At 65.8% G+C, this 24,839-nt stretch carries 22 protein-coding genes; 12 read left to right on the forward strand and 10 right to left on the reverse strand.

What is annotated here, in order from left to right:
- Positions 1 to 29 precede the first annotated feature (29 nt).
- The 4 genes from WFK98_RS01580 to WFK98_RS01595 all read left to right on the forward strand — a co-directional run bounded on the left by WFK98_RS01580 (position 30) and on the right by WFK98_RS01595 (position 3,731).
- Positions 30 to 779: an amino acid ABC transporter permease gene (locus tag WFK98_RS01580; protein ID WP_336799049.1), complete on the forward strand. Its 750-nt coding sequence runs from the start codon at positions 30 to 32 to the stop codon at positions 777 to 779.
- Positions 776 to 1,561 (forward strand): ectoine/hydroxyectoine ABC transporter ATP-binding protein EhuA, encoded by a 786-nt coding sequence (ehuA, locus tag WFK98_RS01585; protein WP_336799050.1) that lies wholly within the window; start codon positions 776 to 778, stop codon positions 1,559 to 1,561. Before WFK98_RS01580 ends, ehuA begins: the two co-directional genes overlap by 4 nt.
- A gap of 33 nt (positions 1,562 to 1,594) precedes the next feature.
- Positions 1,595 to 2,449 (forward strand): substrate-binding periplasmic protein, encoded by an 855-nt coding sequence (locus WFK98_RS01590; RefSeq protein ID WP_336799051.1) that lies wholly within the window; start codon positions 1,595 to 1,597, stop codon positions 2,447 to 2,449.
- Between the two features lie 295 nt (positions 2,450 to 2,744).
- A complete protein-coding gene (locus tag WFK98_RS01595; protein ID WP_266340971.1) occupies positions 2,745 to 3,731 on the forward strand; it encodes an aldo/keto reductase in 987 nt (328 codons plus the stop codon).
- A 55-nt stretch (positions 3,732 to 3,786) separates the two neighbouring features.
- Here the strand turns inward: WFK98_RS01595 and WFK98_RS01600 are convergent, their stop codons facing one another.
- The 9 genes from WFK98_RS01600 to WFK98_RS01640 all read right to left on the reverse strand — a co-directional run bounded on the left by WFK98_RS01600 (position 3,787) and on the right by WFK98_RS01640 (position 13,904).
- Positions 3,787 to 4,929, reverse strand: coding sequence for an alpha-D-ribose 1-methylphosphonate 5-triphosphate diphosphatase (locus WFK98_RS01600; RefSeq protein ID WP_336799052.1), 1,143 nt, complete (start codon positions 4,927 to 4,929; stop codon positions 3,787 to 3,789).
- Between the two features lie 198 nt (positions 4,930 to 5,127).
- Positions 5,128 to 5,880 carry a ribonuclease activity regulator RraA gene (locus WFK98_RS01605; protein WP_266340973.1) on the reverse strand — a complete coding sequence of 251 codons (753 nt, stop codon included), beginning with the start codon at positions 5,878 to 5,880 and terminating at the stop codon, positions 5,128 to 5,130.
- A gap of 96 nt (positions 5,881 to 5,976) precedes the next feature.
- The gene (locus WFK98_RS01610; RefSeq protein WP_336799053.1) at positions 5,977 to 7,155 is read right to left on the reverse strand and encodes a mandelate racemase/muconate lactonizing enzyme family protein; all 1,179 of its coding nucleotides are present in this window, start codon (positions 7,153 to 7,155) and stop codon (positions 5,977 to 5,979) included.
- A gap of 35 nt (positions 7,156 to 7,190) precedes the next feature.
- Entirely contained in the window at positions 7,191 to 8,288 is a 1,098-nt protein-coding gene (locus WFK98_RS01615; RefSeq protein ID WP_336799054.1) for an ABC transporter ATP-binding protein, read from the reverse strand.
- 31 nt (positions 8,289 to 8,319) lie between these two features.
- Entirely contained in the window at positions 8,320 to 9,210 is an 891-nt protein-coding gene (locus tag WFK98_RS01620; protein WP_336799586.1) for a carbohydrate ABC transporter permease, read from the reverse strand.
- Between the two features lie 14 nt (positions 9,211 to 9,224).
- Entirely contained in the window at positions 9,225 to 10,187 is a 963-nt protein-coding gene (locus WFK98_RS01625) for a carbohydrate ABC transporter permease (protein ID WP_442907355.1), read from the reverse strand.
- Between the two features lie 68 nt (positions 10,188 to 10,255).
- Complete coding sequence (locus tag WFK98_RS01630; protein WP_266339382.1) at positions 10,256 to 11,683, reverse strand: extracellular solute-binding protein; 1,428 nt, start codon at positions 11,681 to 11,683, stop codon at positions 10,256 to 10,258.
- Between the two features lie 332 nt (positions 11,684 to 12,015).
- Positions 12,016 to 12,789, reverse strand: a complete 774-nt coding sequence (locus tag WFK98_RS01635; RefSeq protein ID WP_266339091.1) for an IclR family transcriptional regulator — start codon at positions 12,787 to 12,789, stop codon at positions 12,016 to 12,018.
- Positions 12,790 to 12,869: 80 nt separating this feature from the next.
- A complete protein-coding gene (locus WFK98_RS01640) occupies positions 12,870 to 13,904 on the reverse strand; it encodes a LacI family DNA-binding transcriptional regulator (RefSeq protein ID WP_336799056.1) in 1,035 nt (344 codons plus the stop codon).
- 155 nt (positions 13,905 to 14,059) lie between these two features.
- Between WFK98_RS01640 and WFK98_RS01645 the strand changes: the two genes are divergently transcribed.
- The 7 genes from WFK98_RS01645 (at position 14,060) to WFK98_RS01675 (ending at position 22,914) form a co-directional block, all read left to right on the forward strand.
- The gene (locus tag WFK98_RS01645) at positions 14,060 to 15,370 is read left to right on the forward strand and encodes a mandelate racemase/muconate lactonizing enzyme family protein (protein ID WP_336799057.1); all 1,311 of its coding nucleotides are present in this window, start codon (positions 14,060 to 14,062) and stop codon (positions 15,368 to 15,370) included.
- Positions 15,371 to 15,436: 66 nt separating this feature from the next.
- Positions 15,437 to 16,633: a mandelate racemase/muconate lactonizing enzyme family protein gene (locus tag WFK98_RS01650; RefSeq protein ID WP_336799058.1), complete on the forward strand. Its 1,197-nt coding sequence runs from the start codon at positions 15,437 to 15,439 to the stop codon at positions 16,631 to 16,633.
- Positions 16,634 to 16,864: 231 nt separating this feature from the next.
- Positions 16,865 to 17,875 carry a LacI family DNA-binding transcriptional regulator gene (locus tag WFK98_RS01655; RefSeq protein ID WP_266339095.1) on the forward strand — a complete coding sequence of 337 codons (1,011 nt, stop codon included), beginning with the start codon at positions 16,865 to 16,867 and terminating at the stop codon, positions 17,873 to 17,875.
- A 57-nt stretch (positions 17,876 to 17,932) separates the two neighbouring features.
- Positions 17,933 to 19,246, forward strand: a complete 1,314-nt coding sequence (locus WFK98_RS01660; RefSeq protein WP_336799059.1) for an ABC transporter substrate-binding protein — start codon at positions 17,933 to 17,935, stop codon at positions 19,244 to 19,246.
- Between the two features lie 131 nt (positions 19,247 to 19,377).
- A complete protein-coding gene (locus tag WFK98_RS01665; RefSeq protein WP_266339383.1) occupies positions 19,378 to 20,310 on the forward strand; it encodes a carbohydrate ABC transporter permease in 933 nt (310 codons plus the stop codon).
- Positions 20,307 to 21,200 (forward strand): carbohydrate ABC transporter permease, encoded by an 894-nt coding sequence (locus tag WFK98_RS01670; protein ID WP_336799060.1) that lies wholly within the window; start codon positions 20,307 to 20,309, stop codon positions 21,198 to 21,200. The genes WFK98_RS01665 and WFK98_RS01670 overlap by 4 nt, the downstream gene beginning before the upstream one ends.
- 40 nt (positions 21,201 to 21,240) lie before the next feature.
- Positions 21,241 to 22,914 (forward strand): glycoside hydrolase family 32 protein, encoded by a 1,674-nt coding sequence (locus WFK98_RS01675; protein ID WP_336799061.1) that lies wholly within the window; start codon positions 21,241 to 21,243, stop codon positions 22,912 to 22,914.
- Between the two features lie 24 nt (positions 22,915 to 22,938).
- On the opposite strand, the gene WFK98_RS01680 is transcribed toward WFK98_RS01675, so the two are convergent.
- Positions 22,939 to 23,841 carry a LysR family transcriptional regulator gene (locus tag WFK98_RS01680; protein WP_266339099.1) on the reverse strand — a complete coding sequence of 301 codons (903 nt, stop codon included), beginning with the start codon at positions 23,839 to 23,841 and terminating at the stop codon, positions 22,939 to 22,941.
- Between the two features lie 170 nt (positions 23,842 to 24,011).
- Here WFK98_RS01680 and WFK98_RS01685 point away from each other — a divergent pair, with 170 nt between their 5' ends.
- Entirely contained in the window at positions 24,012 to 24,833 is an 822-nt protein-coding gene (locus tag WFK98_RS01685) for an aldo/keto reductase (RefSeq protein WP_336799062.1), read from the forward strand.
- Positions 24,834 to 24,839 lie beyond the last annotated feature (6 nt).

Genomic DNA, 24,839 nt, shown 5'->3' on the forward strand with positions numbered 1-24,839 from the left:
GCAATGGTTCCCGAGACGGAAGGCGTCCCGTGCTGACGACATTCATCAATTTGTTCAATTTCGAGGGCGTCGGGGATTATTTCCCGGACCTGATGCGCGGCGCCCTGATCAGCCTGCAGCTTACTTTCTGCGTCATGCTGATCGCGCTGCCGCTTGGGCTGCTGCTGGCGCTCGCCAAGATCGGTCGCTCGCGTATTATTCGCATCGCCGCATCGTTCTACATCGAAGTCGTGCGTGGAACGCCCTGCCTGTTGCAGCTGTTCTATATTTACTTCGTGCTGCCGGCCTTTGGCATTCGCTTTGATCCTTTCATGGCCGGCGTCATCGGCCTGTCGATCAACTACTCCGCCTATCTCGCCGAGGTGTACCGCGCCGGCATCGCCGCCATCCCGCATGGCCAGGTCGAGGCCGCCAAGGCGCTCGGCATGTCGCGCCGCAAGATGCTGCGCCTGATCATCCTGCCGCAGGCGATCCGCGTCGTCGTGCCGCCGCTCGGCAACTATTGCATCTCGCTCTTCAAGGATACGTCGCTCGTCTCGATCGTAACGGTGCGCGAGCTGATCTTCACCGGTCAGATCATCTCGTCGACCAATTTCCAGTACTTTACCGTCTTCACGATCATCGGCGCGATCTACCTGTTCTTCTCCTATCCGGCGGCGCTGTTCGTCCGCTACCTGGAGAAGCGCATGGCGATCGGTGCGCGTCGCCCGGCCGTCGTGCCGACCGAGGTCGCCCCCGTTGCCACTGCCGAAGCCGTCGAAGGGACCACCAAGTCATGATCCGCCTCGATCGCATCAACAAGCACTACGGCGCCCATCACGTCCTGAAGGACGTGTCGCTGACGGTCGACAAGGCGGAAGTCGTCTGCGTCATCGGTCCGTCCGGCTCCGGCAAGTCGACGATGCTCCGCTGCATCAACAACATGGAGGAGATCGGCAGCGGCACGATCTCGATCGATGGCCAGCCCGTCTACCGCTACGAGCGCGACGGCAAGCTCATCGTCGACAGCGAGAAGCAGATCGAGGCCATCCGCGCCAAGGTCGGCATGGTGTTCCAGTCGTTCAACCTGTTCCCGCATCTGACGGTGACGGAGAACATCACCGTCGCGCCGATTCATGTGCTCGGCCGGTCGCGCGGCGAGGCGACGGACATCGCGATGGCGCTGCTCGAGAAGGTGGGCCTGGCGCAGAAGGCGCAGTCCTATCCGCACGAGCTTTCCGGCGGCCAGCAGCAGCGCGTCGCCATCGCCCGCGCCCTCGCCATGCGGCCGAAGGCGATCCTGTTCGACGAGGTGACCTCGGCGCTCGATCCCGAGCTGGTCGGCGAGGTGCTCCGCGTCATGCGGGCGCTCGCCGACGAAGGCATGACCATGGTCGTGGTGACGCATGAGATGGGCTTCGCCCGCGAGGTGTCGGATCGCGTCGTGTTCATGGCCGACGGCCGGATCGTCGAGAGCGGCAAGCCGCACGAACTGTTCTCCGCCCCGCAGCAGGAGCGGACCCGTGACTTCCTGAGATCCGTGCTCGAACGCAACAAGGAAATGAGTGCGGCCAGCCGATAGACGTTTCGAACAAGAAAACGAGGGGAATATCCAGTGAAACTGACCAGTCTTGTCTTTGCCTCGGTGATCGCCGGCGTGATGTCGGCCTCCGCCGCCTGGGCCGGCGACATCGGTGTCGGCAACGCCACCTATGATGGTGGCGACGGCTCTTACAAGCGGGCACGCGAGGAGGGCATCACGCTGCTGATCGCCGCCGATCCGCCGAACACCTACCAGGACGAGAAGACCAAGGAATATGACGGCACCGACGTCCGCATCTTCCGCGAGATCACCAAGCGCCTCGGCATCGACAAGGTGACCTGGCAGCTGATCCCGTTTGACGCGATGGTGCCGACGTTGCTGGCCAATCGCGGCGACGTCATCGTCGACAACCTGCACGAGAACGAGAAGCGCCTGAAGGTGCTGGCCTTTACCGGCCCGTCCTACTGGTACGGCTCGGGCGTGACGGTGGCGAAGGGCAACCCGCTCAACATCCACAGCTGGGACGATTTCGCCGGCAAGACGGTCGGCACGCTGCGCGGCTCCGTCAACCATGGCCTGCTCGAGAAGCGGACCGACCTGAAGGAGCTCAAGCTCTACACGAGCAACGAGGCCGAGTTCTCCGACATCATCGCCGGCCGTCTCGACGTCGGCATGGAAGACGACATCAAGGTCGGCCAGTTCCTGAAGAAGCACCCGGACGCCGCCATGGAGCTGGTTGCGGACTACAAGCCGCTGCCGGAAGAATATGGCTATGCCCGCTATGCGCTGCGCAAGGAAGACGTCGACCTGAACAGCGCCATCTCGCGCGCCCTCGCCGAAATCCGCGCTGATGGCACCATGTCCGCCATCATCAAGGAATTCGGCTACACCGATCGCAATCTCTGGTTCTTCCCGGTCGAAAAGTAACGCGTAGCCGACCGGCCGCAGAAGCCGGGCGGCATTTCGAACCGGGCCATGCAGGCCGGCGCAAGCCGGCCTGCTTTTTTGTTTGTTTGCTCCGATCCGCCGCCGCAATGCATTTGCTTCCGGCGCCAAGTCGCGCAAGGTTAGGGCGTGCGTCGACCGGCTGTCGCGCCGCATCCGGGCGACTTCGTCGCCGCGAGCGCGAAAATCCCCCTGGCCGGTCCGGACGAACGAATTCGGGAGCAAGCGCGGCAGCGCGCGTACCGGCCGCGCGGCCGGTGAATTGAAAGAACAAGACATGAAGAAGCGGCAGCTGGGGCGCACGGGCGCCCAGATCTCGGAAATCGGCTTCGGCGCCTGGCAGATCGGCGGATCCTGGGGCGATGTCAGCGAGGCGGACGGCAAGAAGGCGCTGAACGCGGCGCTCGACGCCGGCGTGACCTTCATCGACACCGCCGACGTTTATGGTGACGGCCGTTCGGAGAAGATCATCGCCGACGTGCTGAAGAGCCGCGGCGGCGATCGTCCCTTCGTCGCCACCAAGGCGGGCCGCCGGCTGAGCCCGCATGTCGCCGACGGCTACACGGGCGCGAATATCGAGGCCTTTATCGACCGCAGCCTGAAGAACCTCGAGGTCGACACGCTGGACCTGGTGCAGCTGCATTGTCCGCCGACCGACGTCTACTACCGCCCGGAATTCTTCGGCGAGTTGGACGGCCTCGTCGCCAAGGGCAAGATCCGCAATTACGGCGTCTCGGTCGAGCGGGTCGAGGAAGCGCTGAAGGCGATCGAGTATCCAGGCGTCGCCACCGTCCAGATCATCTACAACATCTTCCGCCAGCGCCCGCATGACCTCTTCTTCGCCGAGGCGATCAAGAAGAACATCGGCGTGATCGTCCGCGTGCCGCTGGCCTCCGGCCTGCTCTCCGGCAAGATCACCCGCGACACCGCCTTCCGGTCCGACGACCACCGCAACTTCAACCGTCATGGCGAGGCGTTCGACGTCGGCGAGACCTTCGCCGGCGTGCCGTTCGAGGTCGCCTTGCAGGCGGTCGACGAACTGCGTCCGCTGCTGCCGGCCGGCGTCGCCATGTCGACCTTCGCGCTGCGCTGGATCCTGCTGCAGCAGGCGGTTTCCGTGGTCATCCCGGGCGCCCGCAACGAGGAGCAGGCGCGCTCCAACGCCGCCGCCAGCGACCTCGCCGGCATCTCGCCGGAGAACCGCGCCCGCATCGTCGAGATCTATGACCGGCTGGTGAAGCCGCACGTCCACCAGCGCTGGTAGGCATCCTATCCCGGGCCGGCCGTCTGGCTGGCCCGGAAACCGTTCGACGCGCCGTTCAGGCGAGCCGTTGCCCGCCGCGCCAGGCGGCGCGGATGACGGGAACGCCGGCGACCACGCGGACGCGCAGCAGGTCGGCGCGCAGGCCCGGCGCGATGCGGCCGCGATCGGAAAGCCCGAGCATCGCGGCCGGTGTCGCCGTCACGGTGGCGACCGCCTGGGGCAGAGCCATCCCGCCTGCCGACAGCACGAACACCGCCTCCAGAAGGCTGGTCGGGACGTAGTCGGAGGTCAGCGCGTCGAGCAGGCCGCGCGACGCCAGTTCGCCCGCGCCGACATTGCCGGAATGCGAGCGGCCGAGCACGACGTTCGGGCCGCCCATCACGATCTTCATGTCGTAGGTGCGGGCTTGCTCGGCGGCCGCCAGCGTGGTCGGGAACTCCGAAATGGTGACGCCCTCGTCGCGGGCGCGGTCGACATCGCCGAGCGTCGTGTCGTCATGGCTCGCGATCGGGATCTGTCGTTCGCTCGCCAGCCGGCGGATCGTCTCGCGCTGCGGCGCCGCATAGATCTCGCGATCGGCGCGGCGCTGGTCGATATAGGCGTCGAATTCGGCATCGGTCCAGACGCGGCCGTTCTTCTTGCGCCGGAAGGCGCGGTAGATGGCGAGGTCGCTCCACTGGCCCTGGCCGGGCGTGTGGTCCATCAGGCTGACGACACCGAGGCGCGGATGGCCGGCATGTCGCTCGAAGATCTCCAGCGCGCCGCGATCGGACACCTCGCAGCGGAAATGCAGGAAGTGGTCGGCCCGGAGCAACTCGTGCGCGCGCGCCACGTCGAGGCTTTCGATGCTCTTCTCGATCATGGCGCGGCGCTCGCCGCCATTCTCGTAGTCGCCGAACGAGATGGCGTCATAGACGGTGGTGATGCCGGCGCCGAAGATGTCGCGGTCATGCGCCAGCACGGCGCCGATCGCCGACGGCCAGGCGACGGCCGGGCGGGGCGCGAAATGGCGCTCCAGATTGTCGGTGTGCACGTCGATCAGGCCGGGGATCAGGTAGTCGCCGTCGCCGTCGATGGCGCCGGCGAGCTGGCTGCTTCCCGCATCGACCGCGTCGATCTCCGCGCCGGCAAGGACCACGGTGCCGGGCAGGATCTCGTCCGGCGTGACGATCTGGAAATTGGAGAGGACGGTCTGCATGGGGGCCACGTGTGGGAAGGGGAGACGCGCCCTTTGCCGGATGCGTCTGCCGAAGGTTCTGCAAGAGCGGGAGCCTTACGGGCGGGATGTTGCGATATCGTGACATCCGCTGCTGCGACGTCGCCATGGCGGGTCTTGGTCGCGCAAAGGCCGGCCGTGGCATGAGCCGCGGCCGGCCCTTGCGGGAATGGGCAGGGCTCAGCGCTTGATCGGGTTGAGCTTGCGCCAGGCCTCGTATTCTCCCTGCGCGTCGGGATGCAGCGGGTAGTAGCGCTGCAGCGCGCCGCCCTCGAGCAGCTTGATCTTGGAGAATTCCTCCCATTCATGGTGCTCGGAGGCGGTGGCGATGACCTCTTCGGCCAGCGCCGCCGGCAGCACCACGGCGCCGTCGTCGTCGGCGACGATGATGTCGCCGGGGATCACCGTCACGCCGCCGCAGGCGATCGGGATGTTGTAGTCCATCGGCATCAGGCCGGTCTGGGTGTGGAAGTTCGGCGTCAGGCCGCGGATCCACATCGGCATGTCGAGCTCGATCTGGCCGGGATAATCGCGGATGCAGCCGTCGATGACGAGGCCGGCGCCGCCGCGGCCCTTGAAATAGGTCATCATCATCTCGCCGAACACGCCGGCGGTCATGTCGCCGCGCGCGTCCACCACCACGACGTCGCCCGGCTGGGTCTTGTAGAGCACGTGCCGGTGCAACTGCTTCTCCGGGTCGGCATATTCGCCCTCGCCGTAGAGATCCTCACGCTTCGGCATGAACTGCAGCGTCAGCGCCGGGCCGACCATCACGCGGCCCTTGTGCCAACTCACCGGCCCCTGGATGTGCGGGTTGCGGATGCCCATGTGGCCGAGCGTGCCGGCCACCGTCGCGGCGCCGATCTTCTTCAGCGCTTCGATCTGCGCCTTCGGCGGCCGCTTGATGTCCTTGATGTCCTGGTTGGTCGTCATGGTTGTCTCCTCCTCTGGCGGCGCGCGCCGCCGTCAACGCATGTCGGTGTGAAGCGCGCCGCGCCCGGCGACGCGCGATTTCCGTGTCGTCGCGGGTCAGGCGTAGGGCGTCTCGCCGAAATAGCTGGAGCCCTTCTTGAGATGCGCCCTGGCGACGTCCTCGTTCAGGGTCAGGCCGTGGCCGGGCTTGTCGTTGAGCGGGATGAAGCCGTCGACGAGCGGGCTGCCGCCCTCGACGAGGTCGCCCCACCATTCGACGTCGTGGGCGTGGTATTCCATGACGAGGAAATTGCTGACGGCGGCGCAGACATGGCCGCAGGCGACGGTGCCGATCGGGCTGGCGACGTTATGGGGCGCCATGGCGATGTAATACATGTCGGCGTGGTCGGCGACCTTCTTGAATTCCGACAGGCCGCCCATCTTCGGGATGTCGGGCGAGATGATGCGCGCCGCCTGCTTCTCGATCAGGTCGCGATAGCCCCATTTGGTGTAGAGGCTCTCGCCGGTCAGGATCGGCGTCTTCGTCGAGCGGGTGACCTGCACCAGCGCATCGATGTTGTGCGGCGGCGTCGGGTCCTCGAGCCAGACGAGATCGAGCGGCTCGAGCCGCTGCGCCAGCTTGATCGCGTCGTTGACGCCGAACTTCCAGTGCGCGTCCATCGCCACCATGATCTCGGGCCCGACGGCCTCGCGCACCGCGGTCGCGACGCTGACCATCCAGTCGAGCTCCTGCGAGCCGATGACGCGGTTATAGGGCTCGACCCACTGACGGCTCGGATAGGTGTCGTCGGTGACGTCGAGCGTGTAGGGGTTCTCGTTGTCGAGGTCGAACTTGATCGCGGTGAAGCCGTCGGCGACCACTTCCTTGGCGCGGCGGGCATATTCGGCCGGGTCGGGCGTGTCGCCCTCGTGGCAATCGGCATAAATGCGGATCTTCTCGCGGAAGCGGCCGCCGAAGAAGGTCGAGATCGGCAGCTGGTGGGCGCGGCCCATCAGGTCCCAGAGCGCGATCTCGATGCCGGACATGGCGGTGACGGTGGTGCCGCCCTGCGCGCCTTCGCCGGAGAGCACGCGCTCGATGATGAACATCAGCTTGCCGATATTGGTCGGGTCCTGGCCGATGATGTAGGGCGCGGCGCGATGCACCAGCTCAGCGACCCCGGCGCCCCAATAGGCCTCGCCAAGGCCGCTGACGCCCTTGTCGGTTTCGATTCGCACCAGAACCCATGGGAAATTGCCGTCGATGACGGCGGTGCGCACGCTCGTGATTTTCATTCTGGTAGCTTTCTGGAGGTCGATGGAAACGGGCTTCAGGCGGTGGCGAGCGCCATCTCGGTGGCGCCGTCGAAGAGATGGATTTTGTCCTGGTCGAACTCGATCCAGACCTTCTGGTCGGGATGCACGGTGACGCTCGGATCGAGGCTGACGATCACGATCGCGTCGCCGAGGAAGACCTGGACGAAGGTGATGTCGCCGGTCGGCTCGACCGTGTAGACGACGCCGGGAACCGATCTGGGTGCCTCATCGTGATGGAGTTTCACGGTGCTGTGGCGGGCGCCGAGCACGACCTTGTTGGTGCTCGCGCCGAGGGCCTTGCGCGAATTCTGCGGCGAGAGCGGCAGCTCCCAGCCCTCGGGGCTGCGCAGCGCGACCTCGGCGCCATGGCTGACGGCTTCGAGAGGCACCAGGCTCATGGCCGGGCTGCCGACGAAGCTCGCGACGAACATGTTCACCGGATTGTCGAACACGTTCTTGGGCGAGTCGTATTGCTGCAGGAAGCCGCCATGCATCACCGCCATCTTGTCGGCCATGGTGACGGCTTCGAGCTGGTCGTGGGTGACGTAGACGACGGTCGCCTGCAGGTCCTGGTGGAAGCGCTTCAGCTCGGTCCGCATCTGCACCCGCAGCTTGGCGTCGAGGTTGGAGAGCGGCTCGTCCATCAGGAACACGCGCGGGTCGCGCACCAGGGCGCGGCCGAGCGCCACGCGCTGCTGCTGGCCGCCGGAAAGCTCGCGCGGCTTGCGTTCGAGCAGATGGGTGATGTCGAGCACCCTGGCGGCCGACAGCACCTTCGCCTCGATGTCGGATTTCGACAGCTTCCGCATCTGCAGCGGGAAGGCGAGGTTCTTGAACACCGTCTTGTTCGGGTAGAGCGCGTAGTTCTGGAACACCATGGCGATGTCCCGGTCCTTCGGGTCGAGGTCGTTGACCAGCCGGCCGCCGATATGGATCTCGCCGCCGGAGATCTCGTTCAGCCCGGCGATCAGGCTCAGCGTCGTGGTCTTGCCGCAGCCGGAAGGGCCGACAAGCGCCACGAATTCGCCGTCGGCGACGGTCAGCGATACATGGTTGACCGCGTAGATGTTGCCGTAGGTCTTGACGACTTCGTTGAGAACGACTTCAGCCATCGGGAATTCCTCTTGGTACCGGGGGAGGGGGTCAGGACTTGACCGCGCCTTCGGTCAGCGCGCGGACGAAATACTTCTGCAGCACCAGGAACAGCACGACGACGGGCACGCTCATGATGAAGGACGCCGCCATCAGGCCAGGCCAGTTGGTGGCGTATTCGGCGAAGAAGCGCTGCAGGCCGACGGGAAGCGTCAGCTTCTCCTTCGCGTTCAGGAAGGTCAGCGCGTAGACATATTCGTTCCACGCCATGATGAAGGCGTAGATCGCCGTGGCGATGATGCCGGGCGAGGACAGCGGCATGACGATGTGGAAGAAGGCCTGGAAACGCGTCGCGCCGTCGATGCGCGCCGCCTGTTCGAGCTGCACCGGGATGTTGTCGTAGAAGCCCTTCAAGAGCCAGATCGACAGCGGCAGGCCGAAGGTCAGGTAGGTCAGGATCAGCGAACCATGCGTGTTCACCAGCCCGAGCCACTTCATCATCAGGAACAGCGGCATCAGGAACACCACCGCCGGGAACATGTTGCGCAGCAGCACCGAGAAGAACAGCGCCTGCCGGCCGGGGAAGCGGAAGCGCGAGAAGGCGTAGGCGGCCGGCACCGCCACGGCGACGCCGAGGATGGTCGACAGGATCGAGACGTAGAGGCTGTTCCAGAAATACTGCAGGAACTCGTGGCCGATGGCGTTGCTCGGCGACAGCAGCTGGATGTAGTTCTCGAAGGTCACTTCCTCCGGCCACCATTGCGGCGGGTATTGCAGGGCGGCGAGCTGCGTCTTCAGCGAGGTGATGACCATCCAGACCATCGGCAGCGCGGTGAACAGGAGCAGGAAGACGAGGATGCCGCGGCCGGCCCAGCGCCAGCCGCCGACGGGCTTTTTCGAGCGGCGGCGAGCCGGGGCGGGGGCGATCGTCACGGTGGACATGCGGGTCGGGGTGCTCATTCGGATTTAGCCTCGTCGCCGCGCGTCAGCGCCTTCACGTAGAAGTAGCCGAGCGCCATCATCACGATGAACAGGATCACGGAGTAGGCGGACGCCATGCCGAAGCGGATCCGGCCGAACGCCATCTGGTAGATCTGCGTGATCCAGATGTCGGTGGCGCCGGCCGGGCCGCCGCCGGTCATGATCCAGGGAATGATGAACGAGTTCAGGTTGGTGACGATCAGGAGCAGGATCGTCACCATCGAGACGCCCTTCAGATGCGGCATCGTCACGTGCCAGAAGCGCTGCCAGGCATTCGCCCCGTCGACCTGGGCGGCGCGCAGGAGCTGGTCCGGCACGGTCTGCAGGCCGGCGAGCAGCATGATCATCGCGAAGGAGAACTCCTTCCAGATGTTGACGACGATCAGCGACGGCAGCGCGGTGTAGATGTTGTCGAGGAAGTTGATCGGCTCGTCGGTGAAGCCGAACTGGACCGAGAGCGCGCCGATGACGCCGAAATCGGAATGGTAGAGCCATTTCCAGACATAGGAGGCGGCGACGGCGCTGATCACATAGGGGACCAGCAGCACGGCGCGCAGCACGCCGCGGCCGAGGAATTCGCGGTTCAGCGCCAGCGCCGCGCCGAGGCCGAGCACATAGGCGAAGAAGGTCGAGACGATGGTCCAGATCAGCGTGTTGTAGGTAACGTCGCGAAAGCTCTTCGACGTCAGGATCGCCCAGTAATTGTCGAATCCGACGAAGATCTTCTGGCTCATCGCCAGGTTGGCCGGCGTCTTGAAGAAGCTCAGCTCGACCGTGTAGTAGATCGGATAGCCGATCACCAGCAGCATGACGACGAGCGCGGGCGCGATATAGGCGTAGTCGTTCCAGTGGAGCAGGATGCGCCTCAGCAGATTGGGCCTGCGGCGCAGGGGCGGAGCGGACACGGCTCCGCGTTGATGAGCGACGTCAATCGTCATCCGGCTCTTCCTCTCGGGGGGCGGGATCGGCCGTCGGGGGACGGCCGATCGAGGGGCGGTATGGACGGCTACATGCCGGAGATCAGGTCCTCGACCTTCTGGGCGGCGTCATCGGCGGCCTGGTCGACCGTCATCTTGCCGGTCAGCGCGTTCTGCAGCATGTCCGGAACGATGATGTTCATAATCTCCGCCTGCTCGGGAATGACCGGGAAGGGGATGCCGCTCGGCAACATGGAGGTCGTGACGTCGAGGAACTTGATCGTATCCAGCCGCTCCTTCATCCACTTGGTGGTGAAGCCGTCGAGATGGCCGGGGTTGGAGCCGGTCCAGGCCAGCTTGGTTGACCATTCCGGGCCGGTCGAGAAGCAGATGAATGCCTTCGCCGCCTCAAGGTCGAGGCCGCCGTCGACGAGTTCCGGCGCGAAGATGTGGACGTTGGAACCGCCGAACACGACGGCACGGCGGGCCGGTCCTGCCGGCAGGAGTCCGTAGCGCATGTTCTTTACGACGGCGTCGGCGGTGGCTTTGTCGGCGCCGGTCGCCTTGCTGGCGAGATCGACCATCTTGGCGTACTCGGCCGGGTGGGCGATCATCATGGCGAGCTGGCCGGCGATGAACGGGTTCTGGTTCTCGTTCTGGGTGTTGGTCAGCGCGGAGGCCGGGACCGACTTGTCGCGCACATACATGTCATAGGCGGCCTGCAACGCGGCCTTGGAGCCGGCATTGTTCAGCTCCACCTTCTTGTAGGTCGGCGCGTCGGAGGTTTCGTCGAGGGCGCCGCCGCCATAGGACCAGAGCTGCGGCATGTAGCGGAACGGGGTGTTGCCGGCGTTCTGGCGCGCCACCAGGCCGTAGCCGTAGATGCCGAGCTTGTCCTTGATCTGCTTGGAATATTGGACGACATCGTCCCAGGTCGCCGGCGGCTTCTCCGGATCCAGGCCGGCATCGGCGAAGATCTTGGCGTTCCAGATGAACCCCATCGTCTCGTTGTTGGTCGGGATGCCGTAGGTCTTGCCTTCATAGGTGACGGACTTCATCGCGCCCGGCCAGAAATCGCTGCTCTTGTAGCCGACGTCTTCCGGCTTCAACTCGTGCAGCTGGCCCTTGGCGGCGAACTCGACGCCCCAGAGGATCGGGAACTTGGCCACCATCGGCGCGGCGTTGCCAAGCGCGGCGGTGCGCACCTTGTTGAGCATGTCGTTGTAGTCGAGGCTCTGCGCGTCGGTCTGGATGTTCGGATAGGCCTTCTTCCAGGCCGCCCAGAACTCGGCATCGATCTTGTGGTCGATCTCGGGCTGCGCCTGGGTCGGGCCGACATACCAGTAGGAGAGGCGCCCCTTGTAGTCGCTCGGCACGACCTTGGCGCATTCGGCGGCCGTATCGAAATCCGCGGTTCCGGCGATCGAGCGGACATATTCCGGCGACCATTTGGAGACGTCGATGCCGTTGGCGAAGCTCGCGCCGGGGGCCGCGATGATCGTCGTCGCCAGAAGCATCGTGGCGGAGCGGGTCAGGTAGTCTCGGAAATGCAGGCAAGCGGACGCGTTCTTGCGGCGAAGCAAGTCGGGCATCGAGGAACCTCCCTATGAGCTTTCCGGGCGGCGGACCTTTCTTCGATCTCTTGCCGGAACCTAGGGGACGCTACCGTCGAAATTCCAGCCCTGTCAACACCCATGACCGCAACGCATTGCGGTTGAAGTTATGTTGTTAGGTTCGCACTTGCAGCATTTTTATGTGCGGAATTCAGGCCGCCGCGGCGGCAGGCCAATTGTGCCAGCCGTCGTCCGGCCGGGCAATCGCGTTTCGGTCTCGGAAGGCTGCGGCGGGCTCAGGAAGCGGGCATCTGCCGGCCGATCGCCTGGGCGGCGACGGCGAGCGCCTGACGCATGCGAAGGCGGAAGGAATCGTCTCGGTCGGCCAGGAAGGGTACGCTGAGCGCGGCCAGGAAGCGCCCACCCGTATCGAAGACCGGCACGGCGATGGCGTGGACGCGGCCATTGTGCTCGCCGAGATCGTTGGCGAAGCCGCGCTTGCGCACCCGGGCCAACTCGGCTGCGAGGTGCTTCGGGTCGTCGATGGTGCGCGGCGTGTAGCGGATGAACGGCGCGTCGAGCAGCAGCGCCAGGTCCTCGGCCGGCATGTGCGCCATGATCACCTTGCTGGCGGCGCCGGCATGCAGCGGATAGCGCGAGGCGAGCGCGGGCGCGAAGGTGGAATCGGGCTTCCCGATCGTCGCCGCGATGACGTTGGCCTGGTCGCCGTCGCGGACGGAGAGCTTGAGCGGCTCGCCGGTTTCGTCGCTCAGCGCCTGCATGATCGGGGTCGCGACCTGCGCGAGGTCGACGCCGCGCGGGTCGCTGCGGACATGCGCTGCGAGCGAGACCAGGCGGTTGCCGAGCACGAAATTGCCGTGGAAGCCGCGCCGGACCACCTTTCGCGCCAGGAGCGAGTTCAGGATGCGGTAGACGGTGCTGCGCGGCACGGCCATCGCCTCGACCAGGGCGGGGGCGGAAAGGCCCTCCGGCGCGCCTTCCAGCGCGTCGAGCAGGTCGAAGGTCCGGTCGATCACCGGAACGCCGTTCCGGACCCGTGTCTCTGCCATGCCACCGTCCTCCCCGGGCACTAGGGCTAGCACCGACCTGACGAATGGGGAAGTTCAGATTTGGGACGAGGGCTGATACGTCAGGCGAGGGCGCCGAGCGTCGGAACCAAGGTCTGCCAAGGCGGATTGCCAGCCGGGCCGGTCGAGGCGCGGCGCACGATTTCGGAAGCGAGCGCCATCCGGACCGGCGCGCGCGAGCGGTTCTCCGGCAGGGCCAGACGGTCGGCGATGCAGCGCACCATGGCGGCGCCCATCTCCGTCTGCGGGGTGCGGACCGTGGTCAGGTGCGGCGAGATCTGGGTAGCGCAGGCGAAGTCGCTATAGCCGACGACCGAGACGTCCTCCGGGATGCGAAGTCCCATCCGGAGCAACTCCGAGACGGCGCTGACGGCGATGCCGTCATGGGCGCAGAACACCGCCGTCGGCGTGCCGCCATTGCGGAGATAGGCGAGAAACGGCCGCCGGAAGCCGCCGGCCTCGTCATAGGCGATGTCCTCGACGACGCTTCCCGGCGTTTCCAGCATGCCGTCCTTGAAGCCGCGGAATCGCTCGAGCCGGCCGAGCGGCAGGCTCGATCCATGGATGAAGGCGACGTGGCGGTGGCCGAGGCCGGTCAGCATGCGCGCGACGGCGACGCCGCTCTCCCAGTCGGCGCCGACGACATGGTCGAAGCGAACCAGCGGTTCGACATAGCTGGCGCAGACGACGGGAACGCCGCTGCGCGCCGCGATCTCGGCGATGTCGGCCGGCCTTGGCACCGCCAGGATCAGGCCGACGACGGAAGGATCGAGATTGGCGGCGCCCGTCAGGTAGCGCGCCTGGCGCGGTACCACCGAATAGCCGAGCCGTTCCGCCTCGATCTCGGCGCCCTGCATGATGTTGAACCAGAGCTCGCTCGAGACTGGATCGACCTCGCTGCGCACGAAAAGGATCTGGCCGACGGGATGCGCGGTCTCGGCATGGGCGCGATAGCCCATGGCGCGCGCGGCCTGCAGGACGCGGCTCCGCGTCGACTCCGCCACCCCTGGCTTGCCCGACAGGGCGCGGGAGACCGAGAACTTCGACAGGCCGAGCCGGTCGGCCAGATCCTGGATCGTTACGCGCGTTGACGCCATGGCAGCTCCGTTCGGCTTCGTGCGCACCTTTGACGATGGCGGCACGGTTCTGTCAATCGGTGAGCGTCAAAAGTTGCAAAACATATTGCGCTTCATGTTTGGCAATAGTAGCAACTTACATAACAACAAACAAACACTGCCGAGGAGGATACGAGATGGCCGCATTGGACCAGCCGATCGAGACGATCGAGAACAATGTCCGCACGGGCTCGCGACCGAGCGCGCTGCGGATCACCGACATCCGCGTCGCCACCGTGGTCGGCCACGGCTACTATCCGATCCTCCGGATCGACACGAACCAGGGCATCTACGGCCTCGGCGAGGTGCGCGATGGCGCCAACCCCGACACCGCGCTTCGGCTGAAGCACCTTTTGATCGGCCAGAACCCCTGCAACGTCGAATACCTGTTCAAGTCGATCAAGGCCTATGGCGGCGACAGCCGCGAGGCCGGCGGCGTCAGCGGTATCGAGATCGCGCTGATGGATCTCGTCGGCAAGGCCTATGGCGTGCCGTGCTACCAGCTGCTCGGCGGCAAGTTCCGCGATCGCGTCCGCATCTATGGCGATACGCCGGCGCCACGCAGGCCGACGCCGGAGGCCTATGTCGAGGTCGTCAAGCAGCGCGCCGCGCTCGGCCTCACCTTCATCAAGTTCGACCTGCCGGGGCGCCTGTTCGAGGCGACGCCGGGCGCGCTGGTCGGCCGCGCCACCGAATTCGAGTATCCGCAATATAACCAGTGGTACGTGCCGGGCCGTGGCGCCGGCGCGCGGATCAGCCAGCGCGGCGTCGAACTCGCTGCCGAGATCGCGGCGGCGGTGCGCGCCGCCGTCGGCGACGGGATCTCGCTCTGCACCGACCATTTCGGCGAGGGCTTCGTCACCGCCGACGAGGCGATCCGCATCGGCCAGGCGCTGGAGCCCTATAATCTTGCCTGGGTCGAGGATCCGCTGCCCTGGACCGATATCGCCAATCACAAGAAGGTGGCGGACGCGCTGCTGACGCCGGTGGCGGCCGGCGAGGATCTCTATCTCTGGGAGGGCTTCCGCGAGGCGATCGAGACGCGCGCCTTCGACATCATCCATCCCGACATGCTGTCCTCCGGCGGCCTGACCGAAACCAAGAAGATCGCCGACCACGCCGAGCGCTACGGCATCCCGACCGCGCTGCATGCCTGCTGCACGCCGATCGGCTTCATGGCCAATGTCCATCTCGGCGCCTCGATCGCCAGCCTGATCGCCGTCGAGCACCACGGCCTCGACCAGGACTACTGGCCGAAGCTCGTGACCGGTCTCGACGACGATTATCTGTCCGGCGGCTATGTTACGGTTCCCGACGCGCCCGGCCTCGGTGTCGATCTGAACGAGGAGGTCATCCGTGAAAACCTGCGCGAGGGCGCCAGCTATTTCGGCGATACGTCGGAATGGAACCGCCTGCGCGTCGGCTTCGACCGCGTCCCGCACGACTGATCCGCCTGAAGCTTCCTGATCGTCCTGAGAGTCGTCGTCCGTCCGCCGGGCACCGAGGGAATATCCATGAAGATCACAGACCTGCGCTGCGCCGTGATCGGCAAGCATCCGATCGTCCGCATCGTCACCGACGAGGGGCTCTATGGCCTCGGCGAGGTGGAGTTCACCAAGACCTATCTGAAGCCGTTCATCCTGCATTTCCGCGAGGCGCTGATCGGCGAGGATCCGACCGACGTCGAGCGCGTCATGCTGCGGATCCGTCAGCGCGGCTCGTTCAAGCCCTATGGCGCCGCTGTCAGCGCCATCGAGCACGCTCTATGGGACATTGCCGGCAAGGCGGCGAATGTTCCCGTCTACAAGCTGCTCGGCGGCAAGGTCCGCGACAAGGTGCGGGTCTATAACGGCTCGATCCGCAAGAAGCGCAGCGGCGACCGGCCGGAAGACTATGCCGCCGACGTCAAATGGATGATGGAGCGGCCGGAAAACTTCTTCATGGTGAAGCAGGGCATCAGCTTCCACTCCAACATGAAGACCAGCATCGAGGGCTTCCACTACGGCGTGTCGCAGCCGAACCACTATCACGGCGCCATGGACCAGGGCGTCATCAGCGAGCGAGGCTTCAACCATATGCTCGATTGCGTCGCCGCCATGAAGGAAGTGCTCGGCGACAAGGTCAGCCTGGCGCTCGATTGCGGCCCGGGCTGGATGCTGCCGGACGCCATCCGCTTCGCGCAGGCGGTGGAGAAATACAATCTGATGTGGCTCGAGGACATGCTGACCGGAGACTACGTGCCGTGGGTCAACCCGCAGGCCTATCGCGAGCTCACCACCTCGACCTCGACGCCGATCCACACCGGCGAACAGATCTATCTCCGCCATAATTTCAAGGAGTTGATCGAGACGCAGGCGGTGCGCGTCGTCGGCCCCGATCCGGCCGATATCGGCGGCATCGCCGAGCTCAAATGGGTCGCCGAACACGCCTACATGCACTCGATCCTGATGGCGCCGCACGGCACCGCCAACGGCCTGCTCGGCCTCGGTGCGCTGATCAATGTCTGCGCCACTTTGCCGGCAAACTATATCGCCTTCGAATATCCGAGCGCCTCGGATCCGTTCTGGAGCGACATCGTCACCGGCCTGCCGAAGCAGATCGTCCGGGACAGCATGGTCGAGCTCTTGGAAGGGCCCGGCCTCGGCGTCGACATCGATGCGGAGGCGGCAAAGCCGTATCTGCGCGAGGAGGACGCCGGCTTCTTCGACTGAGCGGTTCGGGCGCCGTGCGACGGCGAGAGCCGGCTCGGTCGCGATTCGTGGACAGGGCGCCGCCGGTGATCTCCTCGCCGCCGGCGTCCTTTTTGTCTGGCCGATGAAAGCCTCAGGGGCGGGCTCCCAGGGGAGGGCCGTCGCCGGAATGCTCGGCCGTCGAGATGGCCGATTGACAGCCGCCATGGCCGCATGCATTTTGGGTAAACGATAACTCAGAGCCAAATACCAATGGCCGACGCCAAAGTCTCATTGCAGGATATTGCCGGCCGGCTGGGCGTCTCGGTGAAAACCGTTTCGGGCGCGCTGCATGGCGGCTCCATCCGCATGTCGGACGAGACGCGCCAGAAGATCAAGGCTCTGGCGGATGAACTCGGCTATGTCCCCAATCTGGTGGCGCGTGGCATGCGCCAGGGCTTCCTGCCGATCCTTGGCATCGTGGCCGACGGCCTGATCACCCAGCCCTTCGCTACCGAGATCATGCGCTCCTTTGACAACGCCGCCCGCGCCGACGGGCTCTCGGTCGTCGTCACCAATATCGGTGGCCGGACGATCGAGGCGAGCGTCGCCGAATTGCAGCGGCTGATGCCGCGCACCATCGCCTATGCCAGCATGTACCATCAGGTCGTCGCCATTCCGGATTCGCTGCGCGGCGTCATCTCGCTGATGATCAACTGCCGCGACGAGGCGGGCGTCATCCCCTCGCTGGTGCCGGCAGAGCACGACGCCGCCGAGACGATCGTCGAGCATCTTTTCACGCATGAACGGCAGAAAATCGCCTTTTTGAACCTGCCGGGCCTGATCGCCGCGCGGATGCGCGAGGACGGCTTTCGCGCCGCCCATGCCGCCCGCGGCATCGAGATCAACGAGGCCTGGATCCTGCCGGCGACGCGCGGGCCGCTTTATGCGGATCGGGCCCGCAGCCTCGTGCGCGAGCATGTCGCGGCGCTGTTTTCCGGGCCGGCGCGGCCGGATGCGATCCTTTGCGGGAATGACCGCGTTGCCATGGAAGTCTATGGCGCGCTGCGGCGGCAGGGGCTCGAGATCCCCGACGACGTCGCCATCGCCAGCTTCGACAACCAGGTCGAGATCGCGGCCAGGCTGGATCCGCCGCTGACGACAATGGAACTGCCGCACCGCGCCATCGGCCGGCGCGCCGGCGAGATCCTGTCCGGCCATCGCAAGCCGACGCAGAAGATCGATGAAATTCCGTTCCGGCTCGTGGAGCGTGCCTCGGTCTGAGGCCGGAGAGCCGGACGGTTGAATTGAGCAAAACGGGTAGATTGGGAGGAGTATGGAATGTCCAATATTCTGGGTAATCGTTTACTGAAGTCTCTCGGCGCCGTATCGGCGCTGAGCATCGCGGTCGGGGCAGGGCTTGCGGGCGCCCAGGCGGCCGAGCTCAAGGTGATGTTCCAGGGCGACCCCTATGAGATCACCGTCATCACCGATGTCGCCAAGCGCTTCGAGGCCGCCAATCCCGGCACCACCGTGCAGCTGATCAACACGCCGCACGACGCCTACAACGAAAAGATCGGCGCCGCCGTTTCCGCCGGCTCGCTGCCCGACATCCTGCAGCTCGATGCGCCGTTCCTGGCCAATTATGTCTGGTCCGGCTTCCTGCAGCCGGTCGGTGGCCTGCTCGACAAGGCGCTGGTCGACGATATGACGGCGTCGAACGTGGCCCAGGGCACCTATCCCATCGACAAGGAGCTCTATGCCATCGGCCTGACCGACAGCACGGTCGCGCTCTATGGCAGCCGCAAGCAGCTCGAAGAGCTGAAGATCCGCATCCCGACCTCGGTCGAGGATGCCTGGACGCGCGAGGAGTTCGAGGCGGCGCTGAAGACGCTGTCGACGGCGCCCGGCGTCAAGTGGCCGCTCGACCTTTTCCGCTCCTACGGCACCAAGACCGAGTGGATCACCTACGCCTATGAGCCGATCCTCGTCTCGATGGGCTGCGACGTGATCGACCGCACCAACTGGAAGGCGACCGGCACGCTCGACGGCAAGGCCTGCGTCGACGCGGCGACCGAGATGCAGGGCTGGGTCAAGCAGGGCTGGGTCGTGCCGCAGTCGGCGGGACAGAACCAGTTCTATGCCGAGGGCCGTCCGGCAGCGCTCGCCTGGGGCGGCCACTGGTTCTATGCCGAGGCCAGCGCCAAGATGGGCGACGACGTCGTCGTCATGCCGTTGCCGAAGTTCGGCGAGAAGGGCGTCAGCCCGAACGGCACCTGGATCTGGTCGGTCGCCAAGACGGCCTCCGATCCCGCCGCCGCCGGCAAGTTCCTGAGCTTCATGCTGCAGGATCCGGCCTATCGCGACGCCTACAAGGCGCATGCCGGCTTCCCCGGCCTGAAGTCCTTCGCCGCCGCTTCGCCGCTCTACGCCGACAAGGGCGCCATGGCCGTCGCTTTCGAGCAGGCCGGCAAGAGCGCCGTCGCGCGTCCGCCGCATCCGGCCTATCCGACCATCACGCTCGCCTTCCAGAACGCGATGACCAACATCTTCGACGGCGCCGATCCGCAGGCCGAGCTTAGCAAGGCCGCCAAGAAGATCGACGACGATATCCTCGACAATGACGGCTACGAGCCGTTCGGCAAGGCCGAGTAACCCTCGGCGAAGTCCGGTCGCGCCGAGGCGCGGCCCCAAACCACCATGATAGAAGACCCGGCCGCGCCCCGAAGCGCGGCCGGGAAACAAGCTCCCGGGAGGGCATCATCATGTCGAGCCAAGCGTCCCCCATGCCGGGTTCGGCATCGCCGGGGCCCATTCGCGCCGCCAGGCGCCGGAAGCCGCCCATATGGGGCGGCCGCCTGCAGGAATTGGGCATGCTGCTGCCCGCCTGCATCCTGATCACCATCTTCCTGTTGGTGCCGTTCCTGTCGTCCTTCGAGATCGCGCTGACCAATCAGCGCCTGATCCCGCGCCCGGTGCCGGTGCGCTTCGTCGGCCTCGACAACTTCACCCGCATCCTGACCGATCCGGCCTTCTGGACGGCGCTCTGGAACGTCACCCGCTTCACCATCATGGTGCTGCCGGTGCAGTGCGGCTTCGCGCTCGCCATCGCGCTGCTCCTGAATCAGAAGCTGCCTTTCCGCAATTTCTTCCGCGGCATGTTCTTCCTGCCGGCGATCACCTCGATGGTCGTCGTCTGCGTGATCTGGTCAACCTTGTTCCAGTATCCGACCGGCCCGTTCAACCAGATCGTCGGCTTTCTCTCCTTCGGCCTGGTCGGCCCGATCGACTGGCTCGGCGACCCGGCCTGGGCGATGCCGTCGATCGTGCTGCTCTCGGCCTGGCAGGCCTATGGCTTCCAGATGATCGTCTATCTGGCCGGACTGCAGAACATCTCCGAGCAGCTCTATGAGGCGGCCGAGCTCGATGGCGCCAATCGCTGGCAGCGCTTCTGGCACGTCACCATGCCGAGCCTGCGCCAGACGCATATCTTCGTGCTGATCATCACCACCATCCAGGCGTTCAAGCTGTTCACCCAGGTGAACATCCTGACCCAGGGCGGACCGCGCGGCACCACCGATACGCTGGTCCACTACATGTTCACCGCCGGCTTCGTCGACCAGCGGCTCGGCCTCGCCTCGGCCGTCGCCATCCTGCTGTTCCTTATCGTGCTGGTCGTCTCGCTCGTTCAGCGCTTCGTCGTGAGGGATCGTCGATGAGCACCCTGGCTTCCGTCTCCACCCCGTCGCCGGCCGCCAAGGTCGCCGCGAAGCCGGATATCGGCGCGATCGTCAAGTTCGTCGCCGTGCTGATCATCGCGCTCGTGGTGATCTCGCCGCTGTTCCTGCTCTTCGTCGCCAGCCTGAAGCCGGATCGCTTCCAGATCCTCGCCGACATGGGCAGCTTCCGCGCCTTCTGGGTCTCCGAGCCGTCGCTGCAGAATTTCGCCGATATCGCCACCTTCGGCGGCGCGCTGCCCTTCGGGCGCTATCTCGTCAATTCGCTGATCATCCTGTTCTGCACGGTGCTCGGCGGCGTGTTCCTGAATTCGATGGCGGCCTTCGTGCTGGCCTGGGGCCGGCTGCCGGGCCGGGCGGTGGTGCTGACCGGCCTGATCGGCCTCTACATCGTGCCGCAGGAATCGATCGTCCTGCCGCTGCTCAGCCTCGTCAACAAGGTCGGGCTCGGCGATAGCTTCGCCGCCCAGATCCTGCCGTGGATGGCGAGCCCGCTCTACATCTTCCTGATCTACCAGTTCTTCATCCAGGTGCCGCGCGACATCTACGACGCGGCCACGGTGGATGGCGCCTCGCCGTTCCGCATCTACTGGTCGGTGTTCCTGCCGCTGAGCCTGCCGGTGCTGGCGACGGTGGCGATCCTGCTCGGCATCGAGACCTGGAACCAGTATCTCTGGCCGCTGATGGTCACCCAGACCGACTACGCCCGGCCGATCTCCGTCGGCATCGCCAGCTTCTTCGGCCATGACAGCGTCTACTGGAACAGCGCCATGGCCGCGTCGGTGATGATGATGGTGCCGGTCCTGATTTTCTACCTCGCCTTCCAGAAATGGTTCGTCAGCTCTTTCATCAGCTCGGCCGTCAAGGGCTGACCCGACAATGGATACTCTTGCGACAATGGACGTTCTTGCAATGACCGAGTTCGAAGCCGTTCTGGACGCCGGCGACATCGTGCATGTCTGGCAGAAGGCGCCGTCGCGGGCGGCGCTTTCCGAGGTCGTCGTCACCGTCGACGGCACCGCGCCCCTACGGCTGGCGGGCGCGCACTCGGACGATTTCACCCGCTCGGTGTTCGAGGCGCCTGCTTCCGGCACCTATCGCTTCGGCTGGCAGGAGCCGGCGACAGCCGTGTCGCTCGCCTACAGCTTCGCGCCGGCGCGCGTCGCGCGGGAAGGGATTCGCCTGCTTCGTTCTACGGCGAAAAATCGCGCCAGCGATTCACGCTACAAGCTGCACTTCCAGCCGCCCTTCGGCTGGATGAACGACCCGAACGGCCTCTGCCAGGTCGGCGACACCAGCCACCTGTTCTACCAGCATTATCCGCACAGCCTGCGCTGGAACACGATGCATTGGGGCCATGCGGTCTCGGAGAACCTCGTCGACTGGATCGACCAGCCGATCTTCCTCGAGCCGCGCGCCGAACTGCTGGCGGACAATGGCCTGATCGGCGGCGCTTTCTCCGGCTCGGCCATTCCGCATGCGGGAGGCGGCGTCCGCGTCTTCTATACCGACCGCGAGGATGATCGCGAGCCGAGCCAGGAATGGCAGATCACGACGGTGTCGCAGGACATGCTGGCGGCCGGTCCCTCGACGCCGGTGATCACCGACCGGCCCTCGATCCCGAATTTCGGCAAGGATATTCGTGATCCCTATGTGTTCCGAGGCCCGGACGGGCTCTGGAAGATGCTGGTCGCCGGCGCCGACGATCGCGCCGGCCTGGTGCTGCTCTATGAGACGCAGGCGGCCGACGCCGCCGATGGCTGGACCTTCGTCGATGTCCTGCATCGCGAGTCGCTGCCGCGCAGCATCCCGGCCGAGTGCCCCGGCCTGATCGCGCTGGATGGCGAAGGGGAGGGGCTCCATGCGCTCGTCTTCGGCCTGATCGGCTATCGCGACGAGGGTACCCGCCGCCGCAATCTGAGCTACGCCATCGTCGGCCGCTTCGACGGCCGCAAGTTCGAGCCGATCCTGCGCCGCGAGATCGATTTCGCTACCGATTGCTATGCGATCCAGGCCTTCCAGCACACGGATGGCCCGGTCGGCATCGCCTGGGCCGCGAACTGGACCGACGTCTTCAAGGACCGCGACTTCCATTCCGCCATGACCTTCCCGCGCCGCTTCGTCTGGCAGGACGGCAAGCTGCGCATGCCGCCGGTCGAGGGCGTCAAGGCGCTGCGGACGGGCATTTCGACCGAGGCTCTGGCGGCGGCCGGTTCCGTGTCGCTCGCGGGCGGCCTCGGCGAGATCGAGATCGAGCTTTCGACGCCGGGCGCGCCGTTCCGGCTCGATTTCGCACATCCCGATCATGGCATCGCGCTCGTCTATGACGGCACCTCGCTCGAACTGGTCTTCGATCCGCCGGGCAACCGGGTCGTGCCGCGCTACCTGACCCAGGCGACCGCGCTCCAGACCGTCCGCGTCTTCGTCGATGTCGGTCTGATCGAGATCGATGTCGATGACGGCCTCCACAACGCCACCAAGCGGATTGACAGCGACGAGCCGATCACGTCGATCGCGTTCGACGTCGATCCGGCCGCTGTGAAGGCGGCGCGGCTCTGGAACTTGCGCCCGCGGCTCGGCGCATAACGCGTCCGGCAACCTGCGGCGGCGTCACGGCTGCCGCAGGAAGGCCTGCAGCAGCGGCACGGTGAAATCGAGGAAGACGCGAACGCGCTGCGGCATGCGCTCGCCGCCGAGGAAGATGGCGTGGATCTCCTCCTCGTCGCCGACCGTCCCGGCAAGCACCTCGACGAGCCGCCCTTCGGCCAGATCGGCGCGCACATGATATTCGCCGAGGCGGGCGAGCCCGACGCCGGCAATCGCCGCCCTTCGCATCGTCTCGCCATTGTTGGTGAGAAGCGAACCGGTAATGGCGCGGTCGACCGTCCTGCTGCCTTCGCGCAGGGGCCAGACCGGCATGGTGCGGCGGAAGTTGAAGCCCAGGCAATTGTGCCGGGCGAGATCGTCGACCGAGCGCGGCGTGCCATGCTCCTGAAGATAAGCGGGCGAGGCGACGATCTTGCGCCGGGCGACTCCGATGCGCCGGGCCCGCATGTTGGAATCCTGCAGGACGCCGACGCGAAAGGCGACGTCGGTGCGGTCGAGATAGAGATCGACCATTTCGTCGGCGAGCGACAGATCGACCCGGATGTTGGGATAGGCCTTCCAGAAGGCGGGCAGCGTCGGTTCGACGCCATGCACGCCGAAGGCGACCGACGTATTGACCCGCACCGTGCCGCCGGCGCACGCCGCTCCCTGGGAGAGTTCCCGCTCGACCTCGTCCAGTTCGGCGAGCAGCGCGAGGCTGCGTTCGTAGTAGAGTTCGCCTTCGGCCGTCAGCGATAGCCGTCGCGTCGAGCGCTCCAGCAGGCGCACGCCGAGCCGCGCCTCGATGCGCGAGATCAGCTTGCTCACGGTCGAGGGCGTCATCTGCATCTGGCTGGCTGCGGCCGAGAAATTCCCGGCCTCCACGACGCGCAGGAACACCTGCATTTCGCCGGCGCGATTATCCATGGGTTGGTCCGATCGGTGAATTGGTTTCACAGATTGTGTGGCTAGCCAGCGAATTATCAAGCGCCCACGTCGCCTTTATCTCGTCGCCATGCAGAAGCGGCGACGAGCGTGTCGCCGTCGCCACCATGGCAAGGGCGGCATGATCGCCGCTCTCCTCCAGGAGTTTGATGATGCAGACTGTGAAGGCGCATGGCGCGTCGATCCCGGCGCTCGGCTTCGGCGTGTTCCGGATGTCGGATGACCAGGTCGAACGGGTCGTGCCGGCGGCGCTCGAGGCGGGATTTCGCCACTTCGATACGGCGCAGATCTACCAGAACGAAGCGGCGCTCGGGCGCGCTCTGGCCAAGGCCGGCGCGCGGCGCGACGATCTCTTCCTGACCACCAAGGTCTGGGTCGATAACTACCACCCGGACCGCTTCCTGGCGTCGGTGGTGGAAAGCCTCGACAGGCTGCGGGTCGACCGCGTCGATCTCCTGCTGCTGCACTGGCCGGGCGATGCGGTGCCGATCGCCGAACAGATCGCGATGCTGAATGCGGTGCAATCGGCCGGCAGGACGCTTCATGTCGGCGTCAGCAACCAGAACATCGCGCAGATGCGCGAGGCGGTCGCGCTCAGCGCGGCGCCGATCCTCACCAACCAGATCGAGGCGCATCCCTATCTCGACCAGCGCGCCGTCGCGGCGGCGGCGAAGGCGGAGGGCGTCGCGGTGACGGCCTATTTCGGCATGGCGGACGGCGCGGTGCCGCAGGATGTGCAGCTTGCCGCGATCGGCCGGCGCTACGGCAAGAGCGCGGCGCAGGTCGGATTACGCTTTTTGCTGCAGCAGGGCTTCGTCGCCCTCTCCAAGACCGCCAAGCCGGAACGCGTCGCCGAGAACATCGCGGTGTTCGATTTCGAACTGACCGAGGCCGAGATGGCGGCGATCACGGGTCTCGCCCGCGCCGACGGCCGGCGCGTCAGCCCGCCGGGCCTCGCGCCCGCCTGGGACTGATCGCTC

Origin of the sequence: Kaistia sp. MMO-174, from assembly GCF_037147815.1 — a bacterium.
Taxonomy (GTDB): domain Bacteria; phylum Pseudomonadota; class Alphaproteobacteria; order Rhizobiales; family Kaistiaceae; genus Kaistia; species Kaistia nematophila.

What these genes read in the sequence shown, in the direction of transcription:
- ehuA (WP_336799050.1), top strand. Translation starts at nt 776, where the DNA reads ATGATCCGCCTCGATCGCATCAACAAGCACTACGGCGCCCATCACGTC.
- WFK98_RS01595 (WP_266340971.1), top strand. Translation starts at nt 2,745, where the DNA reads ATGAAGAAGCGGCAGCTGGGGCGCACGGGCGCCCAGATCTCGGAAATC.
- WFK98_RS01600 (WP_336799052.1), bottom strand. Translation starts at nt 4,929, where the DNA reads ATGCAGACCGTCCTCTCCAATTTCCAGATCGTCACGCCGGACGAGATC.
- WFK98_RS01605 (WP_266340973.1), bottom strand. Translation starts at nt 5,880, where the DNA reads ATGACGACCAACCAGGACATCAAGGACATCAAGCGGCCGCCGAAGGCG.
- WFK98_RS01610 (WP_336799053.1), bottom strand. Translation starts at nt 7,155, where the DNA reads ATGAAAATCACGAGCGTGCGCACCGCCGTCATCGACGGCAATTTCCCA.
- WFK98_RS01615 (WP_336799054.1), bottom strand. Translation starts at nt 8,288, where the DNA reads ATGGCTGAAGTCGTTCTCAACGAAGTCGTCAAGACCTACGGCAACATC.
- WFK98_RS01620 (WP_336799586.1), bottom strand. Translation starts at nt 9,210, where the DNA reads ATGTCCACCGTGACGATCGCCCCCGCCCCGGCTCGCCGCCGCTCGAAA.
- WFK98_RS01625 (WP_442907355.1), bottom strand. Translation starts at nt 10,187, where the DNA reads ATGACGATTGACGTCGCTCATCAACGCGGAGCCGTGTCCGCTCCGCCC.
- WFK98_RS01630 (WP_266339382.1), bottom strand. Translation starts at nt 11,683, where the DNA reads ATGCTTCTGGCGACGACGATCATCGCGGCCCCCGGCGCGAGCTTCGCC.
- WFK98_RS01635 (WP_266339091.1), bottom strand. Translation starts at nt 12,789, where the DNA reads ATGGCAGAGACACGGGTCCGGAACGGCGTTCCGGTGATCGACCGGACC.
- WFK98_RS01640 (WP_336799056.1), bottom strand. Translation starts at nt 13,904, where the DNA reads ATGGCGTCAACGCGCGTAACGATCCAGGATCTGGCCGACCGGCTCGGC.
- WFK98_RS01645 (WP_336799057.1), top strand. Translation starts at nt 14,060, where the DNA reads ATGGCCGCATTGGACCAGCCGATCGAGACGATCGAGAACAATGTCCGC.
- WFK98_RS01650 (WP_336799058.1), top strand. Translation starts at nt 15,437, where the DNA reads ATGAAGATCACAGACCTGCGCTGCGCCGTGATCGGCAAGCATCCGATC.
- WFK98_RS01655 (WP_266339095.1), top strand. Translation starts at nt 16,865, where the DNA reads ATGGCCGACGCCAAAGTCTCATTGCAGGATATTGCCGGCCGGCTGGGC.
- WFK98_RS01660 (WP_336799059.1), top strand. Translation starts at nt 17,933, where the DNA reads ATGTCCAATATTCTGGGTAATCGTTTACTGAAGTCTCTCGGCGCCGTA.
- WFK98_RS01665 (WP_266339383.1), top strand. Translation starts at nt 19,378, where the DNA reads ATGCCGGGTTCGGCATCGCCGGGGCCCATTCGCGCCGCCAGGCGCCGG.
- WFK98_RS01670 (WP_336799060.1), top strand. Translation starts at nt 20,307, where the DNA reads ATGAGCACCCTGGCTTCCGTCTCCACCCCGTCGCCGGCCGCCAAGGTC.
- WFK98_RS01675 (WP_336799061.1), top strand. Translation starts at nt 21,241, where the DNA reads ATGACCGAGTTCGAAGCCGTTCTGGACGCCGGCGACATCGTGCATGTC.
- WFK98_RS01680 (WP_266339099.1), bottom strand. Translation starts at nt 23,841, where the DNA reads ATGGATAATCGCGCCGGCGAAATGCAGGTGTTCCTGCGCGTCGTGGAG.
- WFK98_RS01685 (WP_336799062.1), top strand. Translation starts at nt 24,012, where the DNA reads ATGCAGACTGTGAAGGCGCATGGCGCGTCGATCCCGGCGCTCGGCTTC.